Origin of the sequence: Catenulispora subtropica (assembly GCF_039531675.1) — a bacterium.
GTDB lineage: Bacteria > Actinomycetota > Actinomycetes > Streptomycetales > Catenulisporaceae > Catenulispora > Catenulispora subtropica.
Window position 1 is genome coordinate 1 of the sequence record NZ_BAAAQM010000028.1, and the last position, 20,540, is coordinate 20,540.

At 71.3% G+C, this 20,540-nt stretch carries 19 protein-coding genes; 12 read left to right on the top strand and 7 right to left on the bottom strand.

Annotated features, from left to right (window positions below):
- Window positions 1-126 precede the first annotated feature (126 nt).
- The 4 genes from ABD466_RS23515 to ABD466_RS23530 form a co-directional block, all read right to left on the bottom strand.
- On the bottom strand, window positions 127-1,161 hold the full coding sequence (locus tag ABD466_RS23515) for an NAD(P)H-dependent flavin oxidoreductase (RefSeq protein ID WP_344659310.1): 1,035 nt from the start codon (window positions 1,159-1,161) through the stop codon (window positions 127-129).
- 54 nt (window positions 1,162-1,215) lie between these two features.
- Window positions 1,216-2,505: an alpha/beta hydrolase family protein gene (locus tag ABD466_RS23520; RefSeq protein WP_344659311.1), complete on the bottom strand. Its 1,290-nt coding sequence runs from the start codon at window positions 2,503-2,505 to the stop codon at window positions 1,216-1,218.
- A gap of 160 nt (window positions 2,506-2,665) precedes the next feature.
- Window positions 2,666-3,583, bottom strand: coding sequence for a hypothetical protein (locus ABD466_RS23525; protein ID WP_344659312.1), 918 nt, complete (start codon window positions 3,581-3,583; stop codon window positions 2,666-2,668).
- Between the two features lie 89 nt (window positions 3,584-3,672).
- The gene (locus ABD466_RS23530; RefSeq protein ID WP_344659313.1) at window positions 3,673-5,334 is read right to left on the bottom strand and encodes a penicillin-binding transpeptidase domain-containing protein; all 1,662 of its coding nucleotides are present in this window, start codon (window positions 5,332-5,334) and stop codon (window positions 3,673-3,675) included.
- An 88-nt stretch (window positions 5,335-5,422) separates the two neighbouring features.
- Here ABD466_RS23530 and ABD466_RS23535 point away from each other — a divergent pair, with 88 nt between their 5' ends.
- The 5 genes from ABD466_RS23535 to ABD466_RS23555 all read left to right on the top strand — a co-directional run bounded on the left by ABD466_RS23535 (window position 5,423) and on the right by ABD466_RS23555 (window position 11,455).
- Complete coding sequence (locus tag ABD466_RS23535) at window positions 5,423-6,370, top strand: LysR family transcriptional regulator (protein WP_344659314.1); 948 nt, start codon at window positions 5,423-5,425, stop codon at window positions 6,368-6,370.
- A complete protein-coding gene (locus ABD466_RS23540; protein WP_344659315.1) occupies window positions 6,367-7,233 on the top strand; it encodes a serine hydrolase in 867 nt (288 codons plus the stop codon). The genes ABD466_RS23535 and ABD466_RS23540 overlap by 4 nt, the downstream gene beginning before the upstream one ends.
- 139 nt (window positions 7,234-7,372) lie before the next feature.
- The gene (locus ABD466_RS23545) at window positions 7,373-9,442 is read left to right on the top strand and encodes a carbohydrate binding domain-containing protein (protein ID WP_344659316.1); all 2,070 of its coding nucleotides are present in this window, start codon (window positions 7,373-7,375) and stop codon (window positions 9,440-9,442) included.
- Window positions 9,443-9,613: 171 nt separating this feature from the next.
- On the top strand, window positions 9,614-11,020 hold the full coding sequence (locus tag ABD466_RS23550) for a family 2B encapsulin nanocompartment shell protein (protein WP_344659417.1): 1,407 nt from the start codon (window positions 9,614-9,616) through the stop codon (window positions 11,018-11,020).
- 54 nt (window positions 11,021-11,074) lie between these two features.
- Entirely contained in the window at window positions 11,075-11,455 is a 381-nt protein-coding gene (locus tag ABD466_RS23555; protein WP_344659317.1) for a hypothetical protein, read from the top strand.
- A 97-nt stretch (window positions 11,456-11,552) separates the two neighbouring features.
- On the opposite strand, the gene ABD466_RS23560 is transcribed toward ABD466_RS23555, so the two are convergent.
- Window positions 11,553-11,897: a rhodanese-like domain-containing protein gene (locus tag ABD466_RS23560; protein ID WP_344659318.1), complete on the bottom strand. Its 345-nt coding sequence runs from the start codon at window positions 11,895-11,897 to the stop codon at window positions 11,553-11,555.
- A gap of 91 nt (window positions 11,898-11,988) precedes the next feature.
- Here ABD466_RS23560 and ABD466_RS23565 point away from each other — a divergent pair, with 91 nt between their 5' ends.
- Together ABD466_RS23565 and ABD466_RS23570 are read left to right on the top strand one after the other, a co-directional pair.
- Entirely contained in the window at window positions 11,989-12,576 is a 588-nt protein-coding gene (locus tag ABD466_RS23565; protein WP_344659319.1) for a TetR/AcrR family transcriptional regulator, read from the top strand.
- Window positions 12,573-13,481 (top strand): ribonuclease Z, encoded by a 909-nt coding sequence (locus ABD466_RS23570; RefSeq protein ID WP_344659320.1) that lies wholly within the window; start codon window positions 12,573-12,575, stop codon window positions 13,479-13,481. The genes ABD466_RS23565 and ABD466_RS23570 overlap by 4 nt, the downstream gene beginning before the upstream one ends.
- Before the next feature lie 15 nt (window positions 13,482-13,496).
- Here the strand turns inward: ABD466_RS23570 and ABD466_RS23575 are convergent, their stop codons facing one another.
- Both ABD466_RS23575 and ABD466_RS23580 read right to left on the bottom strand, forming a co-directional pair.
- On the bottom strand, window positions 13,497-14,345 hold the full coding sequence (locus ABD466_RS23575; RefSeq protein ID WP_344659321.1) for an alkaline phosphatase family protein: 849 nt from the start codon (window positions 14,343-14,345) through the stop codon (window positions 13,497-13,499).
- 29 nt (window positions 14,346-14,374) lie between these two features.
- Complete coding sequence (locus tag ABD466_RS23580) at window positions 14,375-15,658, bottom strand: MFS transporter (protein WP_344659322.1); 1,284 nt, start codon at window positions 15,656-15,658, stop codon at window positions 14,375-14,377.
- Window positions 15,659-15,935: 277 nt separating this feature from the next.
- On the opposite strand from ABD466_RS23580, the gene ABD466_RS23585 reads away from it, so the two are divergent.
- The 5 genes from ABD466_RS23585 (at window position 15,936) to ABD466_RS23605 (ending at window position 20,527) form a co-directional block, all read left to right on the top strand.
- Window positions 15,936-17,309, top strand: coding sequence for a M20/M25/M40 family metallo-hydrolase (locus ABD466_RS23585; protein ID WP_344659323.1), 1,374 nt, complete (start codon window positions 15,936-15,938; stop codon window positions 17,307-17,309).
- The gene (locus ABD466_RS23590; RefSeq protein ID WP_344659324.1) at window positions 17,306-18,217 is read left to right on the top strand and encodes an alpha/beta fold hydrolase; all 912 of its coding nucleotides are present in this window, start codon (window positions 17,306-17,308) and stop codon (window positions 18,215-18,217) included. Before ABD466_RS23585 ends, ABD466_RS23590 begins: the two co-directional genes overlap by 4 nt.
- Window positions 18,218-18,222: 5 nt before the next feature.
- Window positions 18,223-18,606, top strand: a complete 384-nt coding sequence (locus tag ABD466_RS23595) for a VOC family protein (RefSeq protein ID WP_344659325.1) — start codon at window positions 18,223-18,225, stop codon at window positions 18,604-18,606.
- A 146-nt stretch (window positions 18,607-18,752) separates the two neighbouring features.
- Entirely contained in the window at window positions 18,753-19,745 is a 993-nt protein-coding gene (locus ABD466_RS23600; RefSeq protein ID WP_344659326.1) for an EamA family transporter, read from the top strand.
- A gap of 38 nt (window positions 19,746-19,783) precedes the next feature.
- Window positions 19,784-20,527, top strand: a complete 744-nt coding sequence (locus ABD466_RS23605) for a PspA/IM30 family protein (protein ID WP_344659327.1) — start codon at window positions 19,784-19,786, stop codon at window positions 20,525-20,527.
- Window positions 20,528-20,540 lie beyond the last annotated feature (13 nt).

Sequence of the window (20,540 nt, forward strand, 5' to 3'; positions counted from 1 at the left end):
TGCGAGCCCCCGCGCACCATCACCACCATGGCCGAAGGTCGTATCAAGCCTTTAAAACCCAGAAACCAACCGCACCATGCCCTCAACGCCCTCGGCCCGGCCCCTCAAAGCCCCGGCCCGGCCCCCTCAAAGCCCCCGAGCCAACTCCCGAACAACCTCCCCCGCCGGCCCCACCACAGCCCCCGCCGCCCGAAACCCCGTCCCAGCCCACAGATGCAAACGCTCAGCATCCCCACGTCGCGCCGCCGCCTGCCGCATCGGACGCGTCAGGTGGTGGATCGCCGGATACCCGAACGGTGCCGTCGCCTCGTGCCGGTCGATGAAGCCGTTCCGCAGGCCCCGGGCCGGGCGACCGGTGAAGGCGTGCGTGATGACCGTCTGCGTGAACGCCGGGTCGGCCAGCGCGTCCTTGTGTGTCTGCGACGCCCCCGACTCGTCAGTACGCAGCAGCAGCGTCCCGACCGCAACCGCCTCGGCGCCGGCCTGCAGCAGTTCGCCCACCGTCCGCGTGTCGGTCACGCCGCCGCCGGCGACGATCGGCAGGGCGACCGCCGCCCGGACCTCCCGCACCAGATCGGCCGGATCCACGGTCCTGATCGCCCTATGGGGGTCGAACGTCCCGCTGTGTCCGCCCGCGGCCGGCGCCTGCACGACAAGTCCGTCGACCCCCGCCTCGACCGCGGCCCGTGCCTCCGCCGCCGTCGTCACCGTCGCCAGCACCCGGCTCCCGGCACGACGCAGGGCGCTGATGTCGCGCGCGGCCGGAAGGCCGAACGTCAGCGACACCACCGGTACCGGCTCCGCCGTCAGGAACGCGACCTTGGCAGCCCACTCGTCATCGTCATTCGTCACCGGACGCGGATCGAGCTCCACCCCGAGCCGGGCCGCCTCGGGCTCCAGCTCGGCGGCATAGGCGCGGAACGCCTCCTCGTCCACCGGCATCGAGCCGGGCACGAACAGGTTCACGCCGAACGCTCCGCCGATTCCCCGGGCCTGCTGCACCTCGTCGGCCAGTGCCTCCGCCGACTTGTAGCCCGCGGCCAGGAACGGGAACCCGCCGGCGGCGTGGACCGCCGTGGCCAGGGCCACCGTGCTCGGGCCGCCCGCCATCGGGGCGGCGACGATCGGCAGTTCCGAGTCGACCACGCGGGTTCCCGACATCGACCCCCTCATCGCCGGCACAGTTTCCGACACAGTTCCCGACATCGGCTCCGCCTACCTCTCGACGCTGATCGGGTATCCAGTCTGCCCTCCGTCGAGCAGGTGATCGTCGTGTCCCTTCAGGAACCGGTTGAAGAAGGACGCCACAACCGCCCGATCGGCCGTGACCCCGGTGCGGGCCTGCTTCGGGTCGGCCGTCCCGATCGCCTTGATCAGGGTGGCGTCCGGGACTCGGCCGGCGAGTTGCGGCAGCAGTGCCTCGGCGTCGGTGTAGGAGGCGTGCTCGGACTGCTGGAGGGTGACGTCCGCCTTCCACCCGCGCTGGTGCTGCCAGAACGTCGCCCAGGACAGCTCGCGGTGCACGTCGGAGCCGCCCGCGCCGGAGCTGCCCATCAGCAGGAACGGCCGGTCCAGACCAAGCTGCTCGACCTCGCTCGGGTGCCGCCCGTCGGCCTCGGACGCATACTCCATCGTCCCGTCCATGTTGATCCCGGCCTTGATCCGCGGGTCGGCGAACATCGTGGACGCCGCGGTGAATCCGCCGCCGGACTGGCCGAACATGCCGATCCGGGTCAGGTCCATGCCCGCGGTCAGACGATGCGGAAGGGTCGCCAGCCGGTCCAGGACCAGGCGGGTGTCGGCGACGCGTACCTTGACCAGGTTCTCCAGGAACTGCGCCATCGTCCCGTTCCGCACGGCCTGGCCGGCCAGGTCCATCAGCGGCCCGTTGCCGACCACGTGGCCGTCGGGGAACTGCACCGCGGGGCCCTCGCCGGTGTGGTCGATGGTGACGACGACGTAGCCGCGCGAAGCGAGGTCCTCGACGAGGGAGACGTTCCAGTCCCGCGCGTCCCCGGCTCCCGGGGAGTAGAGCACGACCGGGAAGCGGCCCTCGGCCATCGGTGCGTCGGCCACGGAGTGGGTCCTCGTCGCGGCCCAGTCCACCAGGCCGGGCGGCAGCTCGAAATTGCCTTCCAGCGCCGGTCCGACCGCGTCGGCCACCGCTTTCGGGAACTGGTTGGTGGTGGCGTGGTGGCCGGTGTGGGACGCCGGGTAGAAGACGCTGATCATCAGCTCGCGGTAGGGCTGAGTCGGCACCCAGGGGTCGGCGCGCTTGTCGTCGACGAGGCGGAAGGTCGACTCGCCGGTGGCGTAGCGGCCCTGCGGCGCCGGGAGACGGAGACTGAGGCCCTGCACGGTGTGCACGGTGGCCGTCGACGACGCGGCGAGCGCGGCAGGCCCGGCGGCCCGAGCGGGCGCGTCGGCCGCCACAGCGGTCGGCACGGCAACGCCGGCGATGACGAACCCGGCCAACGAGGCGGCGGCAAGACGAGAGGCACGCATAAGGGGTCTTCCTCCTGAAGCGGTGTTGCGAGGATCGAACACGTCGATCCTCGCAACACGCCCCAGGCCCGCACCACGGTGCTGCCTGCGGTTTCACCCGTTCGGCCAGCCGCACCGGCGGGGGGCGGTTAACCGGCCCCCGCCGCTGTCCGAGCTCGGGTCAGCCCGACGTGACGCAGGCCGCGGCCTTGTTGGACCACAGGCCCTGCACGTCGAACGTTCCGGTCGACAGAGTCAGGTACGCGTCGAGGTTCACGCACTCGTCCCCGATCTCGCCGCCGCTGGAGTTGTACCAGCCGGCGGTCGGCCAGAAGTCGGTGACGGTCTCGGCGTACTCGTGGGTCTCGGTCGACTCGATGCCGGACAGCAGGCGGCCGTCGGTGAGCGTGGTGCAGGCGCCCGCGCCGAGGTCCGGGACGTAGGGCAGGTTGGTGAAGGCCAGCGTCCCGTAGCTCGACGACGTCTTGTCGTGCCAGGCGCAGAAGCTGCCGTGCGGTCCGAAGCCGTCCGGGTGGGTGCCGGTCGGCGAGACGATCACGTACTGGGCGTTCAGGTTCGGGGCCTGAGTCGTGTTCCCGAAGTGCGCGGCGGCATTGGCGGCCTCGGCGGCGAGCTGGTTCTTGGTGGCCTTGCGCGGCTCGGCGGAGGCGTTGTCGAACCAGACGCCGGCCAGCGGTGAGCTCTGCGGGTGCTGGATGAAGGTCGCGCTGCTCGGGCAGGTGACCGTCCCGGCCGGGGCGTTCTCGCAGTACTGGCTCATGATCGAGCCCCAGGTGTCGGCCGAGCCGTAGAGGCCTTGGAACATGGCCTGCATGTCGGCGGCGACACCGGCGGGGTCGCTCGACCACTGGCTGCCCCAGAAGACCAGGTAGACCTGAGGGGCGGGAGACACGACGCCCTGCGTTCCGTTGGTCTGCAGGGACAGCTGGCCGCCACTGGCGGCCTTCGACTGCGACTTGTCCACGTGGAGGGGCTTGGCGTGGGGCGCCGCGGACGACGCCTCGGCGACGGACGTGGGTGCGGCGGCCAGCACGGTGAGTGCGGCCGCCGCGAGGATGGCGATGCGGAGGGGGCGCATAAGACTCCTTATCTACCCGGGTGACATCTTCGTCCTCGAACAGGCGCCGCCCGGCCGCTGCGCGTTACCCCTTCACCGCCTGTCACCGCTCACTTGACGCCGATCCCCGCCAGCATCGCCTTGATCGCCGGCCCCGCCTTGTCGTTGCCGAACCCGCCGTTCAGCACCACGCAGGCGACCGCGATGTCGCGCGCGGGGTCCATGGCGATCATCCAGCTGTCCGGGTTCTCGTCCTGCCGCTCGGCCGTGCCGGTCTTGGCGCCGAGCGTCGTACTGATGCCGCGCAGAGAGCTGGCGGTGCCGTCGGTCACGACCCCGCGCATCAGGGTCTTGAGGTCGGCGTCGACTCCGGCGGGCAGCGGCGTCGCCGTCGCCTGCTTGAGTCCCGGCAGCAGGATCGGCTGCTTGAACGTCCCCGACGCCACGGTCGCGGCGACCGAGGCCATCGTGAGCGGGCACATCGTGATGTCGCCCTGACCGAAGGTCTCCGCAGCGAAACGCTCCTGGCCGTCGGACGCCGGCACCTGCCGGTCGCCCGCTGTGCAATAGGTCGCCGACCCGAGTCCCATGTCCCACGGCTGGTTCAGACCGAAGTGGGTCTTCGCCTCGTCCGCGAGCGCCGAGAGGCCGGACAGGCGGTCGCGCAGGCCGACGTAGGAGGTGTTGCAGGACTGCTCGAAGGCGTCGGCGAGGGTGGCGTTGGGATAGCCGTTCTTCAGGCCCTCGTCGTTGTGGTAGGTCTGCGATCCGACCGTCGAGGTCGGCGGGCACGGCGCCGGGTCGGAGGGCTTCAGTCCGGCCTGGAGCAGAGCCGAGGTGGTGATGGTCTTGAACGTGGAGCCCGGCGCGCGGTTCGCGTGGTAGGCCAGGCCCGCCGTGCTCTTGGAGTTGCTCGCCATCGCCAGGACGCCGCCGGTGCTGGGTTTGATGACGACCATGCCGGATTCGGGGTAGGCGGCGAGCGCCCGCTCGGCCGCGCTCTGGACCTTGTCGTCGAGCGTCGAGGGGATCTGGAGGTTCGTACCGCCCGCGGGGGCCCCGACCGGGATCGGGGACGTGCCGGCTATGGGGGCGCCGGTGTTGGCGTCGACGAACGTGATCTGCAGGCCGGTCGGCGGCGCGGCGCCCGGCTGCTTCACCGTCGCGAGCCGCGACAACACGGTGCTCAGACTGGGATGCGCCGATGCCGACAGCGGCACGCCCTTGTCGTCGACCACGGTTGCCGGCGGCGGTGTGGCGGTGAGTTTGGCCTGTGCGCCGAGTTGCGGATGGATCACGGCCGACGACCAGTGCACGAGCGGAGGCGCGGTGGCGGTCGCCGGGACGACGGCCAGCAGGGATCCGTACTTCCACTGCAGGCCGCCGTCGAAGGTGTCAACGGCTGTGAAGTTGTAGTGGTTCACAGAGTCCTGTGAGCCGAGGGTCAACTCCAGGGTCTTGGGGTTCAGCGACTTCATGACGGAACGGAGCCGCGGTTCGGCCGCCTCGGCGTTGTCGGTGAGAGCGGCCGCCTTGGTGTAGTCGCCGGACGCCCACGCGTCGAGGAAGGCTTTCGCCACCGCCTCCGGCGTGCCGGGCGCCGTGGTCGGGTCCGAGCCGGGCGTCGCGGCACCCGGAGCCCCCGCCGCACCCGCCGCACCCGTCGGCGACGCCTTGTCTTCGTCCGAGCGCGGCCACAGGGCCACGGAAGCGATCGCCACAGCGATGACCGCGGCGATCGCCGCGCTGATGGTTCTGGTGTTGCGGCTCATACCTCGCTAGGGAATCTTGCGACTCGGGTTGCTGTCCAAGAGTCGTATGGGAAACACATCCATAGCGATATGACTATGATCCGACGTCATGGATCTGTTGGCGCACCTGCGGTACTTCCGAACGGTGGCCGAAGAGGAGCACTTCGGCCGCGCCGCGGTGCGCCTGCGGCTGGCGCAGCCGTCGCTGTCGCAACGGATCCAGCGGCTGGAGCGCGAGTTCGGCGTGCGGCTCTTCGACCGCGGACGCGGCGGGGCGGCGCTGACGCCGGCCGGGCGCCTGGTGCTGGCGCAGGCCGAGCCGTTGCTGGACGCGGCCGACCGGTTGCAGGTGGTGGTCGGACGGCTCCAGGACGGCGAGGCGGGGACGCTCCGGGCGGCGGTGCCCGAGCAGCTCGGCGGCGCGGCGGTGGCGGCGTTGCTGACGACCTTCCGCGAGCGCAGCCCGGGCGGCGAGCTCGACCTGCGGGAGCTGAGCACGGCGGACCAGGTCGCCGAGCTGGGCGCGGGGACGTTGGACGCGGGGATCGTGCGCCATCCGTGTCCGGCCGCGGGCCTGGCTTTCGGGCCGATCCTGCATCAGCCGCTGGGGGTTCTGCTGGCCTCGGACGATCCGCTGGCTTCCCAGCCCTCCGTCGATCTGCGCGCCGTGTCCGGCCGCGACCTGGCGATGCCGCCGCGGGCGGCCGCCCCGGCGCTGCACGACGAGACGCTGACGGCGTGCGCCCGGCACGGTTTCACGCCGAACACCGTGCGCGGCGTCGAAGGGCTCGATTTCACTCGGGCGCTCATCATGAGCGACTCGAACCTGGTCGCGCTCATGCCCGAGCCGGCACCCGCTCCCGGCACCGTGTGGCGGGCGCTGACCGGAAGCCCTTTGGCGTGGCGCACGTCCGTCGCCTGGCGCCCGGGTCACGACGGTCCGGCGGTCCGCGTCTTCGCCGGGGCCGCGCTCGACGTCCTGCGGAGCCACGGCATGCACCCCGCCGTCGCCGGAGGGCGCCGGATCCCGCGGCCGGTATCGGAGTTCGTGCTGTGAACGAGACCCGCCGCGCCGCCACCCGGATCACCGCCGCGTTCGCCGACGCCGGTGTGACCGGCCAGCTGCACGCCCTCGACATCGACTCCGGCACGGCCGTGTCCGTCGCGGCCGCCCAGCCGGCCCCGACCGCCAGCCTCCACAAGGTGTGTCTGCTCGCCACCCTCTATCGCGAGGCCGCCGCCGGCCGGATCGACCGCACGCGCCAGATCGAGATCCCCGCCTCGGCGCGCACCCCCGGCCTGTCGGGGATCGCCCTCATGCGCGACGCCGTCCGCCTCTCCCTGCGGGACCTCGCCACCCTCGTGGTCGCCGTCAGCGACAACGCCGCGGCCGACATCCTGTGGCACGAGGTCGGGCTGGACACCGTCAACCGCACCATGGCCGCCCTCGGCCTCACCGAGACCGTCGCCGTCCACACCATGGCCGACATCGGCGACCTGCTGAGGACGGAACGGGACGCCCTCACCGACCCGGCGGCACCGAACGGTGCCAGCGCCCTGGATCCGGCTCGGACGAACCGCTCCACACCGCGGGAGCTGGCAGCCCTGTTCGCGGCGATCTGGCGCGACGAGGTCTGCCCCGGCGAGCTCGGAGCCGAGCTCCGCGCGCTGCTCGGCGGCCAGGCCTGGAGCCACCGCCTGGCCTCCGGCTTCCCCTTCGACGACGTCCTGGTCAGCGGCAAGACCGCCACGCTGCCCACCCTCCGGCACGAGGCCGGCGTCGTCGAGTACCCCGACGGCGGCCGCTACGCCGTCGCGGTCTTCACGCGCGCCGCGTCCACCGCCGTCATCCTGCCCGCCGCCGACGCCGTCGTGGGCACGGCCGCACGCCTCGCCGTGGACGCGCTCCGGGCCCGCTGACCGGCGCGGGCGGGGGCCGGTTGAACATCGAACTGTTAGGAACCTTGACAGACCTCTGGTCTAGTCCAATGATGTCCCCCAGGGCGGCCGCCTCCTCCAAGATCCATTCCTGATCAATGCCCTGCCACCTGGGAGCATCATGAAACGGACAGGCCGTCGACTCCGCGTGCTCGCGACCGCCGCGGCGACGATTGCGGCCGGTGCGGGCGCCTTTCTGGCGTCCGCGACCAGCCATGCCGCCACACCGGCGGCGACCCCCACCCCCGCGCACTTCTTCGCGCCCTACTTCGAGGCCTACAACGGGGACGACCCGGCGACGCTGAGCGCGCAGTCCGGGGCGAAATACCTGACGATGGCGTTCATCCAGGCCGCCACCAAGGGTTCGTGCACGGTGTACTGGAACGGCGACACCTCGATGCCGATCTCGTCCGGCACGTTCGGGCCGTCGATCTCGACCATCCGGGCCGGCGGCGGCGACGTGATCCCGTCGTTCGGCGGCTACACCGCCGACAACACCGGCACTGAGATCGCCGACAGCTGCACCAACGTGAGCTCGATCGCCGCCGCCTACGAGAACGTCATCACCACGTATGACGTGAGCCGGATCGACCTGGACACCGAGGACAACTCGCTGACCAACTCGGCGGGCATCGACCGGCGGAACAAGGCCATCAAGATGGTCGAGGACTGGGCCGCGGCGAACGGCCGCACCGTCCAGTTCACCTACACGCTGCCGACCACGACCAGCGGGCTGGCCGACTCCGGTCTCAAGGTCCTGCAGAACGCGGTCAGCAACAACGCGCGCATCGACACCGTCAACATCATGACCTTCGACTACTACGACAACCAGTCGCACAACATGGCCGACGACACCAAGACGGCGGCCACCGGCTTGAAGAACCAGCTGGCGAGCCTGTATCCGGGCAAGACCCAGGCCCAGCTGTGGGCGATGGTCGGCGTGACCGAGATGATCGGGATCGACGACTTCGGCGCGGCCGAGACGTTCCAGACCGCGGACGCGGCGCCGGTGCTCAGCTGGGCGCAGTCGACGGGGATCAGCGAGCTGTCGTTCTGGGCGCTGCAGCGCGACAACGGCGGCTGCCCCGGGACCGCGGGCTCGGACACCTGCTCCGGCATCTCGCAGAACAAGTGGTTCTTCAGCAACACCTTCGAACCGTTCACCAGCGGCAGCACCACGCCGGCGAACGACTTCTCGGTGAGCGTCTCCCCGTCGTCGGGCTCGGTGGCTCAGGGCGCGTCCGCGACGGCGACGGTCTCCACCGCGGTCACCTCGGGCAGCGCGCAGACCGTGTCGCTGACCACGAGCGGCGCCACCGCGGGCATCACCGCGTCGGTCAGCCCGACCTCGGTGACCGCCGGCGGCTCGGCGACGCTGACGGTGGCCACCTCGGCCTCCACGCCGGCCGGGACCTACCCGATCACCGTCACCGGCACGGCGGCCTCCGGCAGCCACAGCGCCACGTACAACATCACGGTCACCAGCGGCACGCCGGCGAACGACTTCTCGGTGAGCCTGTCCCCGTCGTCCGGCTCGGTGGCTCAGGCCGGGACCGCGACGACGACGGTGTCCACCGCGGTCACGTCGGGGTCGGCGCAGAGCGTCGCGCTGACCGCCACCGGCGCCCCGGCGGGCACCACCGTGACCATCAGCCCGTCCTCGGTCACGGCCGGCGGTTCGGCCACCCTGACCGCCGCCACCTCGGCGTCGACCCCGGCGGGGACGTACACGATCACCGTCAAGGGCACCGCGCCCTCGGGCAGCCACACCGCCACGTACACGCTGACCGTCACCGGGACCGGAGGCGGCGGCTCGATCGTCAACGGCGACTTCGAGTCCGGTTCGCTGAGCCCGTGGACGTGCCAGAGCGGTGACTCCGTCGTCACCAGCCCGGTGCACGGCGGCACGCACGCCGCGAAGATCGACGCGACGAGCAGCGCCACCGGCGAGTGCGACCAGTCCGTGACGCTGAGCCCGAACCACGCCTACACGCTGAAGGTCTGGGTCCAGGGCAGCTACGCCTTCGCCGGCGTCACCGGCGGCGCGAGCGCCAGCACCTGGGCGTCCGGCAGCGGCTGGACGCAGCTGTCGATCCCGTTCACGACCGGCTCGAACGGCACGGTGTCGGTGTTCGTGCACGGCTGGTACGGACAGGGCGCCGTGTACGCGGACGACTTCTCGATCAGCTGACGCGCGATCGTCCCCGTACTGCGGCGTTCCCCGCGCCCGGGCTCTTCCCTTTCCCCGGGCCCGGCGCGGGGAACGCCGCGTCAATCCCGCTCTTCGGCGAATCACTCGATCTAAGGAAGTGTCAAAGCCGCATATTGCCGACCAAAGACAGACATTGGTTACGTGGAACGCATGCCGACCGACGCGCCGCAGGACCTCGTCCAGGACAGCCAGCTCAGCCTCAGCACCGCCGCCGCCCGCAATCTGGCGACCACCACCAAGACCGTCCCGCAGATGCAGGGCATCACTTCGCGGTGGCTGCTCCGCAAACTGCCGTGGGTACAAGTATCGGGCGGCACGTACCGCGTGAACCGCCGCCTCTCGCACGCCGTGGGCCGCGGCCGCGTCGCCTTCGACCAGACCGGCGACGACATCAGGGTCCTGGCTCCCACCCTCACCGAGCTCCCGGTCCTCCGCGGCTTCGCCGACGAGGCCCTGCTGGCCGACCTGGCCGGCCGCTTCACCCAGCGGCGCTTCGCCGCCGGGGAGCAACTGGCCGAGGCCGGCCAGCCGGTCACGGAGATCCTCCTGGTGGGCCGCGGCAAGCTGGCGAAGGTCGGCACCGGCAAGTACGGCGAGACCACCGTCGTGGGATCCTTCGCCGACGGCGACCACCTCGGTGACGAGGCGGCCGCGTCCGGGGAGCCCACGACCTGGGCCTACGGCGCGCGGGCCACGACCTCGGGCGTCCTGCTCGCCCTGCCGCTGACCGCGCTCCGGGAACTGGCGGACCGCTCCGAGGAGCTGCGCGCCCAGATCGCCGGCCACGCCCAGCGCCGGTCCCGGCCCACGAACCGCAAGGGTGAGGCCGAGATCGAACTGGCCGCGGGCCACGAAGGCGAGGCGGCCCTGCCGGGGACCTTCGTCGACTACGAACTCAACCCCCGCGAGTACCAGCTCTCGGTGGCGCAGACCGTGCTGCGCGTCCACTCCCGGGTCGCAGACCTCTACAACGAGCCGATGAACCAGACCGAACAGCAGCTCCGCCTCACCGTCGAAGCCCTGAAGGAGCGCCAGGAACACGAACTGGTCAACAACCCGGACTTCGGCCTGCTCGCCAACGCCGCCCACGAACAGCGCATCCACACCCACGGCGGGCCGCCCACGCCCGACGACATGGACGAGCTCCTCTCCATGCGGCGCTCCACGAAGTTCTTCCTGGCCCACCCCAAGGCCATCGCGGCCTTCGGCCGCGAGTGCAGCAAACGCGGCGTCTACCCCACCAGCGGCGAGGTGGACGGCCACCGCGTCTTCGCCTGGCGCGGCGTCCCGATCTACCCCTGCTCGAAGATCCCGGTCACCGACCACGCCACCTCCATCCTCGCCATGCGCACCGGCGAGACCGACCAGGGGGTCGTCGGCCTGCACCAGACCGGCCTCCCGGACGAACTCGAACCCGGCCTCAACGTCCGCTTCATGGGCATCGACACCAAGGCCGTCATCAGCTACCTGGTCACCGCCTACTACTCGGCGGCGATCCTGGTCCCGGACGCGCTCGGCGTGCTCGAGAACGTCGAGCTCGACCGCCCGCGGGGCTGACCGGGCGGTCCCTCGGCGGCCCGTGCGGCGGGCCGCCGAGGGCTACGATGCACCGTGGCCACTCCCCGACGCTGGCAGCTGATGGACTCGGCCGGCCCCGGCTACACCGGCGACGAAGCCCGGCGCCTGCTCAGCAACCGAGCGGACCACGGAACCTACGAGACCTGGTTCGAAGCCGGCGACGGCAGACTGCTCGCGGTGTGCACCAACGGCGAGCGCGCGCTGGTGATGCTGCTGGCGGACGAAGGCGACTCCGGGCAGCATCTCGTCGATCTCCAGGCCACCGGAGAGTCGGGCGGCTTCGTCCTCGGCAACGGACAGGCCGACGTCTACGCGAACCGGGACACGGTCCCCTTCGCCACGGCCGGTCGCGCTGTCGCCCACCTCATCGACCACGATGTCTGGCCCGATGACGTGACGGTCGAGGTCCCCTAGGAGCGTGGGCAGCGGCGGCGGCATCTCGGCGACCTGTGCGACCGGTCGCCGAAGGCCTGTCCCTCGGCGATCTCAGGGATCAGTTCCCTGACGAGCCCTACGAGCCGGAGCCCAGTACCCCCGACTCCAGCGGCAGGCCGGCGGCCGCCCAGTCCTCTATCCCGTCGCGGTACTTCCGCACGTTCGTGTAGCCCAGCTTCTCGAGCTTCGTCGCGACGTTCTGGCTGTTCGGGCAGGCGGCGTTGCTGCAGTACGTCACGATCAGCGCGTCGCGGTCGGGGAGCACCTCGCCGTGGACCCGCTCGACGTCGTCGGCGTGGAGGGGGATGGCACCGGGCAGGTGCTGCTTCTCCCAGTACGCGCCGGCGAGGGCGTCGAGTACGGTCGCCCGGCCTTCGGTGATCGCGGTCTGGAGTTCGTCGCGGGTGATGAGCGTGGTCATGGTCGTGCCTCCGATCCAGTCATCCGGACTGCGGTCCGGTTAGCTGATCCGAGGATATGCGGACCGGAGTCCGCTTGTCTACAATGGACGCATGGAAGACCTGCCGCTGGTGGACCAGCCGCCCCGCGAACGTGCCGACGCCGCGCGGAACAGGGCCCTGGTTCTGCAGGCGGCGTGGCGGCTCTACAACGCGCGCGGCGTCGAGGCGCTGACCACCGACGCGGTCGCACAGGAAGCGGGGGTCGGCAAGGGCACCGTCTACCGGCGCTTCCGGGACAAGAGCGGTCTGGTGTCAGCCCTGCTCGACGACAAGGAGAAGGAACTCCAGCTGGCGATGATCTCCGGCCCGCCGCCGCTGGGGCCGGACGGTCCTCACGACCCGCCCACGGCCGTCGCGCGCCGCACGGCCTTCGTGCACGCCTACCTCGACTATGTCCAGTCGCATCTCGATCTCCTGCTGGCCTCCGAGACCGCGGCCCCCGGCGCCCGGTACCGCCTCGGCGTCTACCAGTTCTGGAAAACCCACCTGACGATGCTCTTCGGTGACGCCTATGATCCGGAGTTCCGCGCCTACACAGTCCTGGCCCTCCTCGACGCGGGCCTGATCCAGCACCTCCGCACCGAGGGCTGGTCCTGGGAGCGCATCCGAGCCGGAGTCGAACAGGAGGCGCGGCGATGAACCGCGAACTCACCGTCCTGGGCACCGCGTCCCAGGTCCCCACCCGCTACCGCAACCACAACGGCTACTTCCTGCGGTTCGACGAGCACGGATTCCTCTTCGACCCCGGCGAGGGGACGCAGCGGCAGATGCAGTTCGCCGGCCTGTCCGCGACCGACGTCACCGACATCTGCGTCACCCACTTCCACGGGGACCACGCCCTCGGCCTGCCCGGGGTGCTGCAGCGCCTGTCGCTCGACGACGTCCCGCACGAGGTCGTGTGCCACTTCCCCGGCGAGCACGAGGAGTACTTCGAGCGCCTCCGCTTCGCGACGCCGCACCACGCCCGCGCGAAGATCGCGACCCGCCCCTCGACCGGCGACCGCGTCTACGACCTCGGCCGCCATCTGACGCTCACCGTCGCGCCCCTCGACCACGGCATGCCCTGTCAGGGCTACCGCCTCGACGAGGCCGACGGCGTCCGGATGCTGCCCGAGAAGCTGGTCGCCGCCGGCATCAGCGGCCCCGACATCGCCCGGCTCCAGCGCGAGGGCCGCCTCGGCGACGTGACGCTGGCCGACGTCAGCGTGCCCAAACCCGGCCAGAGCTTCGCGTTCCTGATGGACACCCGGCGCTGCGAAGGCGCCGAGCGCCTCGCGGCCGGAGTGGACCTGCTCGTCGTCGAGGCCACGTTCCTGGACACCGAGGCCGAACTCGCCGAGTCCTACGGCCACCTGACCGCGCGCCAGGCCGCCCGTCTCGCTTCCGACGTCGGCGTCAGGGAACTGGTGCTGACGCACTTCTCCCAGCGCTACCCGATCGACGAGACCCGCGAGCGCTACCTGGCCGAGGCGGGCCAGGAGTTCGACGGTCTCATCCACATCGCCGAGGACCTCGCCCGCATCCCGTTCCCCAAGCGGCGCTGAACCAGCCGCCGGGGATCAGCCCTCTGTCACGACGGCGGCGAAAGCCTTCCCCTCCAAGGGAAGCTCCGCCATCTCCCCCGCCAGGCCCACCGCCTCGAACACGTGCGCCGCGACGTCCACGTGCCGCAGCACGCCCATCTCCGCCCCGGCCGCGATCCCCGGCCCGCAGGCCGCGATCCACGCCGTCCGCTCGACGTCGCTCTCGCCGCCGTGCCCGCCCTCGTCCACGTGCCCGTGATCGGTCACCGCGATCACCGTCCACGCCTCCTCGGCGAACCCCGGCCGCGACCGCAGCGCCGCCAGCAGCCGCCCCACGCGCGCGTCCGCCCGTTCCACGGCCGCCGTGTACTCGGCCCCGACCCCGAGTTCGTGCCCGGTCTCGTCGACGTCCCCCAGGTACACGAACGCGACGTCGTAGTCGGCCGCGGCCAGCTCCCGCTCGGCGTCCGCGGTCGCCGCCTCGTCCCCGCGCTCGCAGTCGATCCCGTACGACGTGAACGTCAACCGGTCCGGCGCCGCGAACAGCGGTCCGCCGCACGCCCCGGTCGCCAGCGGCTCCCAGCTGCCCACCGACAGATACGTCCGCTTCCCCGCCAGCGAGGCCAGCGTCAGAAAGTCCGGGTGCTCGGCCAGCCGGTGCCCCGTGAACACGTTGTGTGTGATGCCGTGCCTGGCCACCGAGACCCCGGTCGCGACGGTCGCCCAGCACGGCCCGGACCACGTCGGCGTGGCGTCGTCTATCCGCACCGGGGCCAGGAACCCGTCCGCGGCGATCGCGTCCAGATGGGGCGTGGCGGTGGCCTGGAGCACGTCCAGCCGGACCCCGTCGATGCCGATGACGAGGACGCGCGATGGTGAAGTCATGAAGGAACACCCGATCCGAGGAACGACTCTTACCTGACGCCGCGGATCTTATAGATACACGCGGCACCGGCGACCGACACGGCCGCCGAAGCCCAGAACAAAGCGGCGTAGCCGCCCGCGAACTTGATGAGCAGCGCGGCGATCGGCGGCACGAGGGCGAACGGGATGATCGTCATCAAGTTCGCGAAACCCATGTCCCGGCCCCGGTCCGCGCCGGACGGAAGGGTCTGCGTCACCAGTGCGCCGTCCACGCTCAGGTACACGCCGTACCCCAGCCCGAGCACCGCGCCGGCGGCCAGCATCATGCCCCAGCTCTGGTGGACCGCCAGCATCGCCGCCGCCACGGCCATCACCGCGGACCCGGCGCACACCAGCGGCTTGCGCCGGCCCCAGCGGTCCGACAGCCAGCCCGCGACGACCACCAGCGCGACCGTCGAGACGCTGTTCACGGCGACCACGATCAGCAGGTGGCTGTCGTTGCTCTTGTCGTCGGGCGTGTTCTTGAAGCCGAGCACGTCGTCCAGGAAGTACGGCGTGTACAGCGTCCCGAGCCCGTAGCCCAGCACCATCAGGAAGCGCGTCGCCAGCGCCCAGCCGAAGTCCGGGAACTGCCGCACCTGGATCCGGTAGTTGGCCAGATAGGCCTGGAAGCTGAACGGCTCGCGCCGCTCCCGCGGCATCGGCGGGTCGTCCACGCGCCATGCGAACAGCACCACGAACACCATCAGCGCGGCCAGAGCCGCGTACTGGCCGACGTACCCCTTCGACAGCGACACCAGCACGCCGCCCACGATCAGCGCCGCGGCCTGCGGCACGCCACCCCAGCCCAGCACCACGCCGCGCTGTCCGGCCGGCACCCGGTCCGGCACGATCGTCACCATGCCCGCCGCGAGCGCGGCGACGAACACCGTCTGCAGGAGATAGCCGAGCCCCACGCCCCACACGGAGTTCTGCGTCCCGCTGAACACCAGCGCGGCCGCCGCGGCCACGCCGCCGAGCGCGATCCACGGCCGACGGCGGCCGAAGCGCGACACCGTCCGGTCCGACAGCATCCCGAACAGCGGCCCCAGGAACAGGATCGAGAGGGTGCCGATGGTGTTCACCCACGCGAAGTCGGTGACGTGACCGCCCGGATCGATGTCCTTGATCTGCTGCGGCACCGTGAAAGTACTCGGCACCTGACTCGCCACCTGCCACCCGAGCCCGGCGAACACGAACCCGGTGATCCACGGCGCGCGGACCCGGGCCATGGGCTCGGCGTCGAAGGACGACGGCGGAACGGTGCCGGGGTCGTGCGAAGTCTCGACGGACAAGGCGCGCTCCAGGGAAGACGAGGGAGGCCAGAGCCAGCGGGGCAAAAGACGTGAAGGATCTTCATGTTCCTGGAAACCTCATCGTAGGGGCGCCGCACCCATCCAACAAGAGGCGATGCCTCGGCGGATAGCTCCGCCGAGGCATCGATCCGGTCGCCCGCCTGACGATTCGGCCGCCAGCGCCTGGTTCAGCCCCGGCCCCCGCGCCCCGAGCCCGGTCACCGTGGCCAGACAGGCCCAGGCGGCGCGGCGCGGCTGCGTGTGAGTTACTGAGGGCATGGACATCGCGCAGCTCACGGCCAGAGTCGACACCCTGATGCCGCAGGTCGCCGACGACCTGAAGCGGCTGGCGGCGATCCCGTCGATCGCCTTCCCCGGCTATCCGAAGGAGAAGATCGCCGAGTGCCACGACCTGTTGGTCGGCCTGCTGCGCGACGCGGGTGTCCAGGACTTGCGGGATCTGGAGCTCCCGGACACGTCGCCGATCATCACCGGGCACATCCCGCCGCCGACGCCGGACGCGCCGACCGTACTCCTGTACGGGCACTACGACGTCCAGCCGCCCGGTGACGAGAAGGCATGGACCTCGCCGCCCTTCACTCCGACGGAGTACACGGATCCGGAGCACGGACCGGCCATCCGGGGCCGCGGCATCGCCGACGACAAGGCCAACCTGGCGGTGCACCTCGGGGCCCTGCGCGCCTTCGACGGGCGTCCGCCGGTCGGCATCCGGATCATCCTGGAGGGCCAGGAGGAGTACGGCAGCGTCCTGGACGACTACCCGGCGCAGAATCCTGCGGCGTTCGCCTGCGACGCCATGGTCGTCGCGGACATGGGCAACATCCGGCCCGGCACCCCGACCCTGACCACCGCACTGCGGGGCGACGCCGAGGTCGAGGTGGAGGTGCGCACGCTCAAGGAGGCACGGCACAGCGGCCTGTACGGAGGCGCGGCCCCGGACGCCTTGCTGACCCTGATCGCCGCGCTGGCCACGCTGCACGACGACAAGGGCGACGTCGCCGTGGCGGGGCTGCGCCGTGAGCCCTGGGCCGGGACCGCCTACACCGAGGAGGAGTTCCGCTCGCTGGCCACGGTCGAGCCGGACGTGCCGCTGCTGGGCACCGGCGGCCTCGGCGAGCGGCTGTGGAGCGGCCCGGCGATCACCGTCGTCGGCCTGGACGCCCCGGCGGTCGACACGGCCGCGCTGGCGGTGGTGCCGTATGCCAGGGCCCTGATCAATCTGCGCATCCACCCCCGGCAGGACCCTCGGGAAGCGCAGCAGGCGTTGATCACGCATCTGGAGCGGCTCAACCCGTTCGGCGTCGAGCTGACCGTGACGCCGCAGGACGCCGGGCCCGGATTCGCCGCGGCCACCGGCGGTCCGGCGTATCAGGCCGCGGCGGAGGCGCTGAAGGCGGCGTGGGGCCCGGACCCGGTGCAGGCGGCCAGCGGCGGCGCGATCCCGCTGGTGAACGGTCTGGCGAAGGCGGTTCCGAACGCGGAGATCCTGTTGTTCGGCGCCGAGGACGCGGCCTGCCGGCTGCACGGCCCGAACGAGCGTGTGCTGTTGTCCGAACTCCGCAACTCGGTGCTGGCGGAAGCGGCTTTCTTCCAGGCTTACGCCGCCGGCCATGCGAAGCTCTCGTCATGAGCTTCGCTGACATCACCGATCACATAGCGACGCCGGTCCTCTCGATCACCTACGAGCGCCACGGTGATCCACGGGGGATCCCCGTCGTCCTGCTCCACGGGTTCCCCTACGACATCCGCGCCTACGACGCGGTCGCCGCTTCCCTCGCGGCCGGCGGTGGATTCGATGTCTACGTACCGTTCCTCCGGGGCTTCGGCACGACCCAGTTCGTGTCCGGCTCCGATCCGCGGTCCGGACAGCAGGGCGCCCTCGGTCAGGACCTGCTCGACTTCATCGACGCGCTCGCCCTCGATCGTCCGATCGTCGCCGGGTACGACTGGGGCGGTCGCGCGGCGTGCATCGTCGCGGCGCTGTGGCCGGAGCGGGTCCGGGGCCTGGTGTCCGTGGACGGCTACAACATCCAGGACATCGCGTACGCCGCGGTGGAGCCGTCGAAGCCGGAGTGGGAGGCGACGTACTGGTACCAGTACTACTTCCACAGCGAGCGTGGGCGGCGCGGTCTGGAGCGCAATCGCGAGGAACTGTGCGAGCTGTTGTGGCGGACGTGGTCGCCGGAGTGGAAGGCGGCCGCGGCGGAGTTCCCCAGGAGCGCGGTGAGCCTGCACAATCCCGCGTTCGTGGACGTCGTGGTCCACTCCTACCGCCACCGGTACGGGCTCGCGGAAGGCGATCCGCGATACCAGGGGATCGAGGACCGGCTGGCCGTCACGCCGGCCATCGGCGTGCCGACCGTGGTCCTCGAGTCGGGCGCGGACGGAGTCGGCGGCCCGACGTTCGAGGCGTCCGGGGACCGGGAACTGTTCACCGGGACGTTCGAACTCCGGCACCTGCCGGGCATCGGGCACAATGTGCCGCAGGAGGCGCCGGAGGCGTTCGCCGACGCGGTGCGGACACTGGCTGGAGGCTGACGAGAATGGCATGCCGTATCGGCGAACTGGTCATCGACGCCGTCGACCCCGAGCGCCTCGCCGCGTTCTGGGGCGAGGTCCTCGGCTTCGTCGAGGTCGGCCGGGAGGGCGGCGGGAGCGTCGAGATCGGGCCGCCGGGCGTCGGCTTCGGCGGTCCGCAGCCCACGCTCCTGTTCATCCCGACCACCGATCCGCGGCCCGCGAAGCTCCGGCTGCACATCGACGTCAACCCGACGGACCGGGACCAGGACGAAGAGCTGGAGCGGCTGCTCGCGCTCGGGGCCCGGCGCGCCGACGTCGGCCAGGGCGAGGACGCGTCGTGGCACGTGCTGCGGGACCCGGAGGGCAACGAGTTCTGCCTGCTGCGGCAGCGGCTCGACGCGGTCTGATCCGGCGCCGGCGCCCGGTCTGATCCGGCGCCGGTGTCCCGGCCCGATCGGCGCCGGTGTCCGCGCGGAGGCGGGCGCATCACGACTCGGTACCACCTTTCGGCGTCTAAGGACAACACCGCACTACGCCTATTACCATCGGCGAGGTGACCAGCACCTCGCTCAATCGGACCACGGCCGGCGTCCTGTTCGGCGTCACCTCCTCGGTGGCCTTCGGCGCCGGCGGTCCGTTCGCCAAGGCCCTGATCGAGGCCGGCTTCAGCCCGCTGCAGGCCGTGTGGCTGCGGCTGATCGGCACGGTCGTGGTGCTCGTGGGCCTGTGCCTGGTGCTGCGGCGGCCGGGCCGGCTGACGATGATGGTGCGGAACCGCTGGTCGATCCTGGTCTACGGGGTGATCGCGGTGGCGGCCTGCCAGGCGCTGTACTTCGTGGCCGCCTCGCGCCTGCCCGTCGGGATCGCGATCCTGCTGGAGTTCACCGGGCCGGTGCTGGTGGTCGGCTGGGAGAAGCTGGTGCGGCGGGCGCACGTGGCGCGCGAGGCGGTGATCGGCGTGGCGGTGGCGATGGCCGGGCTGGCGATCGTCGTGCAGATCTGGGCCGGGGTGCGGCTGGACGCGGTCGGCCTGGCCGCCGGACTCGGCGCGGCGGCCGGGAACGCGACCTTCTTCCTGCTGATCGACCGGCTGGCCGGCACCGTCGACCCGCTGACGCTGACCACCGGCGGGATGACCGTCGCCATGGTGTTGCTGGTCCCGGTGGCGGCGCCGTGGTCCGCGCCGTGGCACGTGCTGGGCGACGCGGTCCCGCTGGGGTCGCACCACGTCCGGGGCTGGCTGCTCGCCGCGTTCATGGTGCTGATGAGCACGGTCCTGTCGTATCTGGCCGGGGCCGCGGCCATCCAGCGGTTGTCGGCTCCGGTGGCCGCCGGTCTGGCCTACGTCGAACCGGCCTCGGCGACCGTCGTCGCCTGGGTCACGCTCGGCGAGCGGCTGACGGCGACGCAGATCGCCGGCGGCGCGGTCGTGCTCGCCGGTGCGTTCCTCGCGCAACGCGGCATCGCGTCCGGCCAGCGGGATGGGGCGGAATCCCCGGCCCCTATCCTGGGAACCACTGTTCAAGTGGAAGCGTTGATCCCGTAAGCGCGAGCGCGGGAACCTAAAGGGGGCAGGGAGCGTCCATGAGCGGCGTCATGAAGCGGATGAAGCTGGTCGTCGAGGCGAAGGCCAACGCGGCCATGGAGCGCCGCGAGAACCCGGTCGAGCTCCTCGACCTGTCCTACGAGAAACAACTCCAGCTGTTGCAGCAGGTGCGCCGCGGTGTGGCCGAGGTCGCCACCAGCCGCAAGCGCCTGGAGATCCAGATGAGCAAGCTCCAGGCCGAGTCCGACAAGCGCGCCACCCAGGCCCGCCGCGCCCTGGAGATCGGCCGGGAGGACCTGGCCCGCGAGGCGCTGGTCCGCCGCGCGCCGATCCAGCAGCAGATCGACGACATGTCCGCGCAGTACCAGGCCCTGCAGGCCGACGAGGAGCGTCTGGTCCGCGCCTCCCAGAACCTCCAGCAGCGCGTCGACGCCTTCCGCACCAAGAAGGAGACCATCAAGGCCACCTACGCGGCGGCGCAGGCGACCACCCGGATCGGCGAGGCGTTCAGCGGCATCTCCGAGGAGATGACCGACGTCAACCTCGCCATCCAGCGCGCCGAGGACAAGACCGCGCAGCTCCAGGCCCGCGGCGCGGCCCTCGACGAGCTCACGGCCTCCGGCGTCCTCGACGATCCGACCGGCTACGGCAAGGACGACATCACCCGCGAGCTGGAGGCGTTGTCGGCCGGCTCCGGTGTGGAGAACGAGATGGCGCGGCTGCGGAACGAGATCGCGGACAGCGAGGCGCGCAAGCAGATCGGGCCCGGCGCGGGAGCGTAGCGGACGGCGTTCC

Bases quoted from the DNA above. Each gene is read 5' to 3' on its own strand.
- ABD466_RS23515 (WP_344659310.1), bottom strand. From the start codon at position 1,161: ATGTCGGGAACCCGCGTGGTCGACTCGGAACTGCCGATCGTCGCCGCC.
- ABD466_RS23520 (WP_344659311.1), bottom strand. From the start codon at position 2,505: ATGCGTGCCTCTCGTCTTGCCGCCGCCTCGTTGGCCGGGTTCGTCATC.
- ABD466_RS23525 (WP_344659312.1), bottom strand. From the start codon at position 3,583: ATGCGCCCCCTCCGCATCGCCATCCTCGCGGCGGCCGCACTCACCGTG.
- ABD466_RS23530 (WP_344659313.1), bottom strand. From the start codon at position 5,334: ATGAGCCGCAACACCAGAACCATCAGCGCGGCGATCGCCGCGGTCATC.
- ABD466_RS23535 (WP_344659314.1), top strand. From the start codon at position 5,423: ATGGATCTGTTGGCGCACCTGCGGTACTTCCGAACGGTGGCCGAAGAG.
- ABD466_RS23545 (WP_344659316.1), top strand. From the start codon at position 7,373: ATGAAACGGACAGGCCGTCGACTCCGCGTGCTCGCGACCGCCGCGGCG.
- ABD466_RS23550 (WP_344659417.1), top strand. From the start codon at position 9,614: ATGCCGACCGACGCGCCGCAGGACCTCGTCCAGGACAGCCAGCTCAGC.
- ABD466_RS23560 (WP_344659318.1), bottom strand. From the start codon at position 11,897: ATGACCACGCTCATCACCCGCGACGAACTCCAGACCGCGATCACCGAA.
- ABD466_RS23565 (WP_344659319.1), top strand. From the start codon at position 11,989: ATGGAAGACCTGCCGCTGGTGGACCAGCCGCCCCGCGAACGTGCCGAC.
- ABD466_RS23570 (WP_344659320.1), top strand. From the start codon at position 12,573: ATGAACCGCGAACTCACCGTCCTGGGCACCGCGTCCCAGGTCCCCACC.
- ABD466_RS23575 (WP_344659321.1), bottom strand. From the start codon at position 14,345: ATGACTTCACCATCGCGCGTCCTCGTCATCGGCATCGACGGGGTCCGG.
- ABD466_RS23585 (WP_344659323.1), top strand. From the start codon at position 15,936: ATGGACATCGCGCAGCTCACGGCCAGAGTCGACACCCTGATGCCGCAG.
- ABD466_RS23590 (WP_344659324.1), top strand. From the start codon at position 17,306: ATGAGCTTCGCTGACATCACCGATCACATAGCGACGCCGGTCCTCTCG.
- ABD466_RS23595 (WP_344659325.1), top strand. From the start codon at position 18,223: ATGGCATGCCGTATCGGCGAACTGGTCATCGACGCCGTCGACCCCGAG.
- ABD466_RS23605 (WP_344659327.1), top strand. From the start codon at position 19,784: ATGAGCGGCGTCATGAAGCGGATGAAGCTGGTCGTCGAGGCGAAGGCC.